This is a genomic window from Fibrobacter sp. UWH4 (assembly GCF_900142475.1).
Lineage (GTDB): Bacteria > Fibrobacterota > Fibrobacteria > Fibrobacterales > Fibrobacteraceae > Fibrobacter.
The window spans coordinates 399,140-408,580 of the sequence record NZ_FRAY01000005.1; the positions used below are offsets into that span (position 1 = coordinate 399,140).

10 protein-coding genes and 1 pseudogene are annotated in these 9,441 nt (G+C 52.5%); 4 read left to right on the plus strand and 7 right to left on the minus strand.

Annotation, left to right across the window (positions count from 1 at the left end; translation table 11 throughout):
* Positions 1 to 41: 41 nt before the first annotated feature.
* Entirely contained in the window at positions 42 to 1,106 is a 1,065-nt protein-coding gene (locus BUA93_RS11480) for a hypothetical protein (protein ID WP_072979496.1), read from the plus strand.
* Positions 1,107 to 1,132: 26 nt separating this feature from the next.
* Here BUA93_RS11480 and BUA93_RS11485 read toward each other — a convergent pair whose 3' ends face one another.
* The 7 genes from BUA93_RS11485 to BUA93_RS16790 form a co-directional block, all read right to left on the minus strand.
* The gene (locus BUA93_RS11485) at positions 1,133 to 2,065 is read right to left on the minus strand and encodes a hypothetical protein (RefSeq protein WP_072979497.1); all 933 of its coding nucleotides are present in this window, start codon (positions 2,063 to 2,065) and stop codon (positions 1,133 to 1,135) included.
* 74 nt (positions 2,066 to 2,139) lie between these two features.
* Positions 2,140 to 2,424 (minus strand): GIY-YIG nuclease family protein, encoded by a 285-nt coding sequence (locus BUA93_RS11490; protein ID WP_072979499.1) that lies wholly within the window; start codon positions 2,422 to 2,424, stop codon positions 2,140 to 2,142.
* Between the two features lie 109 nt (positions 2,425 to 2,533).
* Entirely contained in the window at positions 2,534 to 4,927 is a 2,394-nt protein-coding gene (locus tag BUA93_RS11495) for a ribonuclease R family protein (protein ID WP_072979501.1), read from the minus strand.
* Between the two features lies 1 nt (position 4,928).
* Positions 4,929 to 5,672 (minus strand): lysophospholipid acyltransferase family protein, encoded by a 744-nt coding sequence (locus tag BUA93_RS11500; RefSeq protein ID WP_072979503.1) that lies wholly within the window; start codon positions 5,670 to 5,672, stop codon positions 4,929 to 4,931.
* Positions 5,673 to 5,756: 84 nt separating this feature from the next.
* Positions 5,757 to 6,758 (minus strand): dihydroorotase, encoded by a 1,002-nt coding sequence (pyrC, locus tag BUA93_RS11505; protein WP_072979505.1) that lies wholly within the window; start codon positions 6,756 to 6,758, stop codon positions 5,757 to 5,759.
* A 4-nt stretch (positions 6,759 to 6,762) separates the two neighbouring features.
* Positions 6,763 to 7,668 (minus strand): GGDEF domain-containing protein, encoded by a 906-nt coding sequence (locus BUA93_RS11510; RefSeq protein WP_175547429.1) that lies wholly within the window; start codon positions 7,666 to 7,668, stop codon positions 6,763 to 6,765.
* Complete coding sequence (locus BUA93_RS16790; RefSeq protein ID WP_175547430.1) at positions 7,631 to 7,861, minus strand: hypothetical protein; 231 nt, start codon at positions 7,859 to 7,861, stop codon at positions 7,631 to 7,633. The genes BUA93_RS11510 and BUA93_RS16790 overlap by 38 nt, the downstream gene beginning before the upstream one ends.
* 142 nt (positions 7,862 to 8,003) lie before the next feature.
* Here BUA93_RS16790 and BUA93_RS11515 point away from each other — a divergent pair, with 142 nt between their 5' ends.
* The 3 genes and pseudogenes from BUA93_RS11515 to BUA93_RS11525 all read left to right on the plus strand — a co-directional run.
* Positions 8,004 to 8,516, plus strand: coding sequence for a DivIVA domain-containing protein (locus tag BUA93_RS11515; protein ID WP_072979509.1), 513 nt, complete (start codon positions 8,004 to 8,006; stop codon positions 8,514 to 8,516).
* A 19-nt stretch (positions 8,517 to 8,535) separates the two neighbouring features.
* A complete protein-coding gene (locus tag BUA93_RS11520) occupies positions 8,536 to 8,757 on the plus strand; it encodes a DUF167 domain-containing protein (protein WP_072979511.1) in 222 nt (73 codons plus the stop codon).
* Between the two features lie 20 nt (positions 8,758 to 8,777).
* A pseudogene (locus BUA93_RS11525) lies at positions 8,778 to 9,441 on the plus strand (phosphohydrolase); the annotation flags it as partial.

Genomic DNA, 9,441 nt, shown 5'->3' on the forward strand with positions numbered 1-9,441 from the left:
TTATCTTTGGGAGCGAGTTTGGAAAAATATCAGGAGACCTTATGAGACTCGGCACTGCAAAATCGATATTTTTGCCTTTAGGGGCGTTTTTGCTCGTGGCCCTGTTTTGGGCATGTTCCTTGAATGTCGAGGCGACGAATCCATACCCGCAAGAAAATCCGAGTGCCACTACTCCTGACTCTGTGAAGACGCCTAGCCCTGTTGTGACTACAGATACGTCTACTCCGGGCTCTTCAACTCCTGATACTTCTGCTCTTGACAAGTTGCCATCAGACGTGGATAGCTTGAACAAAGTGCCGCAAGAAACGACGTTCGCAAAAGATACGATTGTAATTCGCGATACGTTGGTCATTTACAAGGATACCGTTTACGACACCCTTTACGATACGACTTCGTACAATAGCTTTGTTTACCGAAAGAACGCCAATGGAAAACTTGACACGGTGACTGGATGGTCTAGGCTGTTGAATTGCGATATTGGCGATACTGCATTCTCTTGCACAAGAAAGCCTAATTATACAGGAGTCCTTCCGTTGTGCGGGTTGGCCATGACGTTTACGAAGCGTAACGATGCTGAATATGAACTGGTTAAATTGGATACCAATGTCGTGTATGTTCAAGTGCACGATACACTCTACAAGGATGCGTTTCATGTTCAACTGAAAGAATGCGTGAATGATACGTCCTTTATTAACTATGGTGAATCCCGAGTGATGGACTATATTCCGCCTGAAAGAGTTTACATCGCTCCGGCAGATCCATTTGATTCTACAGAAATACGTTCGCTTTTGGATACGCTTGACTTTTCCGCTGGGGATGATGCTAAAATTGAAATCAAGGCTTATTCGTATTTGCAATTTGACGGATTGCCCTTGCGGGCTGTAGAAATGGTGCCTATAGATACGTTTGCCATTGCAATTGGTAGTGAATTAAAATGGTATCATTGGCCAGATTCGATAAGGATAGTGGAAAGCATCTATTATATCTCCAATACGGATTTGGAATCGGATACGACGATTGCATGGACTCTGAAATACACCCGTTATGAGCCTGAACGCTCTGAAACGGATTCTATCCAGGTGACGTCATTTATCAAGGTGAAATAGAAATTGCCCGCTTGCGCGGGCCATTTTTACTTGTACTCGTCGCCGACAAGTTCTTTTTTGAGAAGCTTGTACTTCGTCTTGATGGCGGTGCGGAGTAGCGGCCAGCCCACCTTGTCGAATGTCTTTTGCCAAAGCTTGTCGGCCACATGGAAGGCGGTGCTTCCGACTGCTTTCGGGAGCCACTCCTCCTTGAAATCAGGAGCGAGGCCCGCGTCGCAGACCATCTTGTGGTAGTCCGCATTCAGGGCGTCGTAGGCGCCGTGGCGAATAAAGTGCACCTTTTCCATAAAATCGAAACGGCGCTGTAAAAGCTTGCGCTTGATAAAGCCTCCACCCTGCGCAATCAGTTCGGGGTAGGCGAACAGGGCGCGCAAGTGGGTGCGGTAAAGCGATGCCGTCTGCACCTCGGCTTCTTCGAAGGCGCTCGACAAGCCTATCTCTAGGCGATGTACCACTTCATAAAAGGTTTCCTGTTCCGGCGTTTCGAGCAGGTGCAGGTAGAATGCACCAAGAGCTTCCTGTTTCAGGTACAAGAAGAACGATTGCAGGTGCGGACGTACTTCGTCGTTTTCCGTTAGTGAAACCGCATCGGCGGTACTTGCTTCGGCACGGCGGATAAAGTCGGCGAAGTTGTTCTGAAAATAGACGATGGAATCGTTGACGAGCAGCAGTCGCGTAATGCTGTTGAATTCCACGAAATTGTTGTGACCGTTGGCGACGTCTTTGAGGAACCGGCGCCACATGCCGAAATCGAATCCGTGATTTTCGGTCAGGTAAAGCTTGATCCCGTTGTCTTCCAGGAACGACATTGTCTCGGCCGAAAGCGGACGCTTGTTCGTGAGCAGTACGACGGTAAAGTCAGTCTCGGCGAGATGCTTTAGCGCAAACCGCACATACCCGGGGAGAGTTTCCCCGGTCTGGTAGCTGGCGTAGAGAATGATTTTACCGTTGCTGGACATAATTAGTAAATAATAGAAAGTTATATGAGTGTGTCATCCTGAGCGGAATCACGAAGTGATGGAGTCGAAGGATCTCAACCACGCATCAAGTCATTCCACTCGGGGTTCATTGAATTTACAAGACTATTTTTCTTGTCTCTTCTCCATCCTTTAAGTTGCTTTTCTCTTTGAATAGCATCTTTTATTTCTGTGTAACGCTCGAAGTAAACGAGTTTGTTAATTTTGTATTTAGATGTGAAAATGGCTCCAACGCCTTCAATATGTTCCAACGTGCGACGTTCTATGCTGTTAGTAACACCGACATAAATAGTGGTGTTATTTTGATTCGACATTATGTATGTGTAGTAATCGCTTGGCATGTTTTTAGATCCTTCGACTACGCCCTATGGGCTCCGCTCAGGATGACACGTTAGGGAAGCCTTCAGAACGAATTATGCGGATGGCACTTAGGCATTATTGAAATAGAGTTTACCTTCTCCTTTGGCTGCGACCGGCACCCTTGCGGGAGCCGCCCTTGCGAGGCTTGCTTGCGACATGGAATCCTTCGCGGTCATCGCGGGATGCGCTACGGGAATTTCCGCCCTTGCCGCGAGAACTGCGACCAGAACGTTCGAAGCTCGGAGCGTCGGAATCGAACTTGCCGCCGCGAGATTTTCCGCGGCCGCCACGGTTCATGTGGCTGTGTGCCGAAACAAATTCCGGAACATCGTCGTCAAAGTCTTCGTCGGGCTGGCTCACGTAGCCGAGGGCTTCCGCCGCGGCGGCGCGGTCAGCGCGTTCATGAACGTCGCGGCTGCGGTAGTCGTCGCGCGATTCGCCTTGACGGCGGCGCTTCTTCGGTTCGCTGCTGAGCTTTTCGATAATGCTGAAGTCCGCCTGACCGCGCAGCGGGTCTACCCGCAAAAGGCGCACCAGCACCTTGTCGCCGCGCCGGAACGTACGCCCGCTCTTCTTGCCGAAGGCAAGTCCCTGGTCCGGGTTGAATACGTAGAAGTCATCGCCTGCGATATCGCGGAAACGCACCAGGCCTTCGGCAATCGGGTCTGCGATAGAAACGTAGATGCCCCATTCCTCGATGCCCGAGACGGTTGCCTCGAAGTCATCGCCGATGTGGCTCTTCAAAATCCAGCAGCTGCACACCTTGATGGCAATGCGTTCGGTCTTCTGGTTCTTGACTTCGTTTGCCGAAATCAAGTCGCAGACTTCAATCACGCTGTTCTTGCGTTCGGCAGTAATCTCGGCGCCCTTGCGCGCGAGTTCACGGTGACACCACAAGTCGGCGTAACGGCGAATCGGGCTCGTAAAGTGGGCGTAGTCCTGCCAGTTTAATGCGAAGTGGCCGAAGCTGTTGCTGTCGTAATGCGCCTTCTGCATGCTGCGAAGAATTCGGTTTGTGAGAGTCTCGTCGCCTTGGGCACGTTTCACCAAATGTTCGTACAGCTTGAATGCCGTCGGGTTCAGGTTCGTGTCGCCGCTGCGGGGCTTGCCCAGGTCGCGCAACATCACCGGAGAATCCTTGAACAGGTCCGGGTACATGTAGTACAGTTCCATGATGTCCTTGGTATCCGGTGCCTCGTGGATACGGTAAATGCCCTGGAGCTTACGCTTCTTGAGCTCCTTCGCGCAGCAGTTGTTTGCAATGAGCATGCATTCTTCCACCCACGAGTTAGATTCGTCGGTCGTGCGCGGGTAAATCTTTTCCGGTTCGCCTTTCTCGTTGAACTTGCAGCCGAATTCGGTGCTCTGGAATTCCAGTAGGCCGTCCTTGGTGCGGTTCTGTTTCAAGAGTGCGGTCACCTCGGCGAGCGCCTTGATGTCGTCGTCGCCGTTCTTCATCATTTCCATCGCCTGCTCGTAGGTGATGGACTTGGTAATCTTCACGATACTGCGGTGGAAATCCCAACTGAGCACGTTCGCGTGTTTGTCGAGTTCCATCATGCAGGTGAATGCGCAGCGGTCCACACCCTGGTGCAGGCTGCAAACATTGCTCGAAAGCTTATCCGGGAGCATCGGCACGGCAGTCCACGGCAGGTACTGCGTATAGCTCCTTTCCAGAGCCTCTTCGTCGAGCTCGGAACCTTCCGGCACGTAGTAGCTCACGTCGGCAATGTGCACGCCCAGCCTGTAGCCCTTGGGGGTGCGTTCCACGCTAATGGCGTCGTCGTGGTCCATGGCGCCATCGGGGTCGATACAGAGAATCGTGAGCTGCCTGTAATCCACGCGGCCCTTGAAGTCCTTGCCGCACGGCTCCTTGACGCCGTCCACATACTTCTTGATGGCCGGGCTGAAGTCCTTCGGCAAGTTCGCGTCTTCCATGAACTTTGTCTTGACTTCGTCCCAGCTGATATTCATCGCTTCGGCAGTGCGGTCGACCTTTGCCAAGTAGCTGTGCTTGAGTTTCGGGTGCGGGTACAGCGTAAAGCTGATGGTTTCGCCTTCCTTGCCCGGGGCCTGCCTGCGGTGGCACATCTCGTACACCTTGCCGGTTTCGAGTTCGTGCACTTCCCATTCTTCTTCGCCCGTCTGGTGCAGAATGCCGCGCTTCACGCGGGTCTCGTTTTTCTTGCCCGTCTGCCTGCGGCTGCGGGCACCCAGGCGGCGGTTGTCTTCGGGGTACTGTTCCGCAATCTTCTTCACGCGTTTTTCGCGCTTTTCTTCGACGCTTTCGCCGTCTCCCAGCTGGTATTCCTTGTGGCTGGTACGCTTCAAAAGCCCGCGGTCCACCATGTCGGCAAGCATCTGCTTAAAGGCCATCTTCTGCTTTTTGGGCAGCCCGAGCGCGCTGCGTAGGCGGCTACCGACCATCGGTTCGTCGCGCAGAATTGCAATAATCTGTTCTTCGCTAGGTAAATGCTGAGCCATGCTAGGCCTCCTTTTTTGCCGCGGTGGCGGCGTCGGCCTGTCTGTAAGGCAGTGCCGATGAAATCATGTTGTGAATCTCGTCGCGCAGCTGCGTGGCGGATTTGTTCTCAAAGCTTTCGGGTGTCTGGAGCGGGTGTACCACAATCTTCACGACACCCGGGGTCTGCGCCCACTTGGTCTTGGAAAGCCGCTTGCCCGTATCCACAAGCGTCACCGGCAGGAGCGGAAACTTGTTTTCCTTGGCCATGCGGAAAATTCCGTTCTGGAACGGGAGCATGTGCCCGTCGTTGCTGCGATGCCCTTCGGGGAATACGGAAATGGTCACATTGTCTTCGAGCCTTTTTTTCACGATGGCTCCCATGCCGAGGTTCTTGCGCGGGTTCTTGTATACGGGGATGCAGCCGATCTTGTTCAGCACCCAGCCGAATACGGGAATCTTCCAAAGTTCGGCTTTCGCGATGAACGAGGTAATCGTGATGGTGGGCCAAATAACATTGATGTCCAAAAAGCTCTGGTGGTTTGCGACGATGACAAATTGCTTGTGGTTAGGAATGTTTTCTTTGCCTTCGATTTCGATCTTGATGCCGAACAGTTTAAAAGTGGTGTTGAAGAAGGGAATGCACACGCGGGTGCTGTCGGACCAACGGCGGCACAAAACGCCCCTGTAGAACATATACGGGAGACCGATAACGAACAGACAGATTGCGATATTCAAGTAGTAGAGAATTGCTCGGATAAAAGCCATAATAATCCATATAATAGGTGTTTACACCCATAATGTATATTTTTTATGGGCAGTGGAACAGAAAAAATGTAAAAAGATGGTGGCTTACTTTATTTTCCAATCAAGGGTCTGACCCGCGGCGAGCGGAACGACTCCGTTGACGATGGTGGGGACTGTCCACGATTCTTTGACGACTTCGATTTGCTGCGTCGTGCGCGGAAGACCGTAGAAGTCGGCGCCGAATCCTGCGATGAAGTCGCCGAGCTTGTCGAGGTGGCCTGCACGTTCGAATTCCTGGAGCAGCAGCGGGATTGCCACCGGGGCGCTGTAGACGCCCGCCGCTCCGCACGGACATTCCTTTTTACTCAGCTGGTGCGGAGCGGAGTCCGTGCCGAGAAAGAACTTGGGATTGCCGCTGAAGGCGGCTTCGCGAATGGCGGCACGGTCTTCAGGCCGCTTTGGCAGCGGCTTGCAGAAATGGTGCGGCCTGAGGGCGTCCCCGACGATATCGTCGAGGGTCATCATCAGGTGGTGCACCGTGATGGTTGCTGCCACGTTCGCCGGTAGCCTCTTGACTGCCTCGACGGACTTTGCGGAGCTCAGGTGCTCGAATACGATTTTCAGTTTCGGAAATTTTTCGACGAGCGTTTCGACTCGCTTGATAAAAGCCGGCTCGCGGTCCAGGCAGAATTCACCCGGTTCTTCGCCGTGTACGCAAAGGACAAGTCCAAGCTTTTCCATCATCGCGACTACAGGGAATACCGCTTCGAAATCACTGATACCGTCGGCGCTGTTGGTGGTGACTCCGGCGGGGTAGTACTTGCCCGCGACAACGCCCACCGCCATCATGTCCTTGAGGTCCTGTTCCGTGTAGTTCGGATTCAGCTTGAAGGTCATCAGCGGCTGAAAATCGGCGCGTACGCTCTTGGCCGCTTCCAGTATCTGGGCCTTGTATTCGGCGATCGCCTTGGCGCTCGTCATGGCGGGAATCGTGTTGGGCATGATGATTGCACGCCCGAATTGAGATACAAGGTCGCGCACGTAGCCGGGCATAAGGTCGCCCTGGCGCAGGTGTGCGTGAAAATCGTCCGGTAAAGGAAGTTGCATTTTCCTATTCCACCATGTTTCTAATCTGGTTTTTGCCTTGCTGCTTGGCCGCAACACGAAGTGAATCGACCTTGATCAGCATCTGCTTGACATCGGCGAATCCGCGGCTAAAGCAGGGGACGAAACCTCCGCTTACCGTGAGCGACACCTGGGGGTGGTTCTCGAATGTCAGGTTGCGGATTGCCTTGCGGAAGGCTTCCACCTTGGCGTAGGCTTCGACTTCCGAGCCCGCGTTAATGACGTACATGTATTTTTCGCAACCGTAACGGGCGACGCATTCGCCGCTCATTTCGTCTTCGTTCTTTTGCAACAGGTGCCCGACAGTGCGAATGACTTCGTCTCCGAAATCCTGTCCGTACGTATAGTTGATTCTCTTGAAGTCGTCAATGTCCAGCATAGCCAGATAGAAGTCGTGGCGACGGTTCCAGATAGCATTTTCGAGATAGTTCAGCAGGTGGCGCCTATTGTAGAGGCCGGTCAGGGGGTCGCGCATCGAAAGATAGTCCAGCTGGTTCAGTAGCTTGGTCGTTTTATCTCGTTCATGCGAATAGGCCCAGAGCGAAAAGGTCCCGATGGAGAACAAGGTGAAACCCGTCAGAAGGTGGGTCACCAGGATGTCCAGATAGGCAGCATCGCGGTCGAGTTGGGCGACAAGCAGGTCGGGGTAGGCCCAGGTCGCGGCGATAGTCGCAGACTGGATGCCCAGGGAGAAGATGAATGCCGGCACCTTGAAGCGGCCTTGGGCGAAGGCAATCAGGGAAAGTGACGTGATGCAGTAGAGGGGCATGCCGCTCGTAATTCCTCCGCAGAACAGGAACAGGAGGGGCATCAAGAAACAGCTGAGAATGCAGCACATGACCAGGTAGCACTGATTATACAGGCCCGTCTGGACAGCAATGAACGCGATCATGATGCAGACGACGGCGCACCCGACGCTGCAGAGGGAAGCGGCGGAGTTTATCCCCTCGATAATCGTGAAAATGGCGGAAAAACTTGCTACGCCCGTCACAACGACCAAGATAGACCAGAACAGCTTGCGTTCTAGTGAATCCTGTTTTGCCCAAAATTTCCTGATATTCTTTAACATAGGCACTTAATTTCAAATATAGTAGAAAGAAAACAAATGTAAAGAACGATTTGCATATTTTAATTCATATTTTTTTGTGATATGGAACAGGCCAATTTGAAGTTGTTATATTTCAGATAGCGGCATGGGCCGGAAAATTTTTTTATTGCAGGTTTAGAATGGAACTTACACCTTTGGATATCCGTAATCAGACCTTCCACAAGAAAAATTTCGGTGGTATCGATCCCGAAGAGGTCAAGGCGTTTTTGGAAACGGCCGCAGGAGCCTTCGAGCAGATGTCCAGGGACAAAACCGATCTGACCGAGAGGCTTAAGGTTGCCGAAGAACGTGTCAATTATTACCGCCAGATCGAAAAGACCATCCAGGATGCCGTGGTGACCATGCAGCGGACGGTAGACGAGGTCAAGGCGACCGCCGAAAAAGAAGCGGAAATCATCGTGGCCGAAGCCAAGGCGCGCGCTGTGCGCGAGGTGGAGTCCACCAAGAAGGAAGCCGAAGAACTCCGTATGGAAATCGAGCAGCTCAAACAGCTGCGGACCAACTACTTCATCCGTTGCCGTGCGCTTATCAAAGGGCAAGAGGAACTTCTTTCGGCCATGGAAAACGACCAACGTATGCAAGAGGAGCTTAGGCGTCCTGCCGCACCGGTCGCAGGGAATGTCCTTGCCTAGTTAAGCTTGGGAATGTCCCATGAAAATTAATATAAAAGTCCATGCGAGAAGCAAGCGCGAAAGCGTCGTGGAACTGCCGGACGGTAGTTTCAAGGTGGAAGTCAAGGCTCCCCCTGTGGACGGGGCTGCGAACGAGGCCATCTGTGCGCTTCTGGCAGAACATTTTGGTGTTCACAAGAGGGACGTGTCGGTTGTGACTGGTGCAACGAACAATAAAAAAGTTGTAGAGGTTATTAAATAGGTTTGAGAAGTGGGCGTGTTATGAAGATGTTTGATTTTAAAAATCATCAGACCATCGTGTCGTCCATACTCCTGATTCTTGCAGGCCTGGCTCTAAATATTATCCCTGCGCGTTTGGCCTTGGCCCTGGGAATCCCGCTGTATCTGGACTATACCGGAACCATTATCACGGCAATGCTTGGCGGAAACCTGCCCGCGGTGATTGTCGGGTTCGGGTCGAACGCCATCAACGGCATTTCTGAACCCGAGACTATGTATTACGGCGTCATCAGCATCATGATTGCGGTGGCGGCGACCTTCTTCTATCACCAGCGCTTCTTTACGAATATCCCGCGGCTGTTCGTTGTCATCTTTACGTTTGCCCTGATTGGTGGCGGCGTCGGTTCCCTGTTTACCTATTTCTTGTATGGTCTCAATTTTGGGCAGGGTATTACGGCCCCGTTCGCACACGCCTTCCATGATACGCTGGGCTATAGCAAGTTCTTTTCACAGCTGCTAGCGGACGTCATTATCGACATGCTCGACAAGGGAGCGGTCGTGGTGCTTGCGATGTTCGCGTTCCGTTTCGTCTCTAGGCGACTCAAGAACCATCTGAATCAGGTGTTCCTGCGTGATTCGAGCAACAGAGATGCGAACAAGAATGTCAAGCACTCCCTGCTCCGTAAGGTCGTGGTGATGGTGATCG

Excerpts from the sequence above, each read along its gene's own strand:
- BUA93_RS11480 (WP_072979496.1), top strand. The coding sequence starts at position 42 with ATGAGACTCGGCACTGCAAAATCGATATTTTTGCCTTTAGGGGCGTTT.
- BUA93_RS11485 (WP_072979497.1), bottom strand. The coding sequence starts at position 2,065 with ATGTCCAGCAACGGTAAAATCATTCTCTACGCCAGCTACCAGACCGGG.
- BUA93_RS11490 (WP_072979499.1), bottom strand. The coding sequence starts at position 2,424 with ATGCCAAGCGATTACTACACATACATAATGTCGAATCAAAATAACACC.
- BUA93_RS11495 (WP_072979501.1), bottom strand. The coding sequence starts at position 4,927 with ATGGCTCAGCATTTACCTAGCGAAGAACAGATTATTGCAATTCTGCGC.
- BUA93_RS11500 (WP_072979503.1), bottom strand. The coding sequence starts at position 5,672 with ATGGCTTTTATCCGAGCAATTCTCTACTACTTGAATATCGCAATCTGT.
- pyrC (WP_072979505.1), bottom strand. The coding sequence starts at position 6,758 with ATGCAACTTCCTTTACCGGACGATTTTCACGCACACCTGCGCCAGGGC.
- BUA93_RS11510 (WP_175547429.1), bottom strand. The coding sequence starts at position 7,668 with ATGATCGCGTTCATTGCTGTCCAGACGGGCCTGTATAATCAGTGCTAC.
- BUA93_RS11515 (WP_072979509.1), top strand. The coding sequence starts at position 8,004 with ATGGAACTTACACCTTTGGATATCCGTAATCAGACCTTCCACAAGAAA.
- BUA93_RS11520 (WP_072979511.1), top strand. The coding sequence starts at position 8,536 with ATGAAAATTAATATAAAAGTCCATGCGAGAAGCAAGCGCGAAAGCGTC.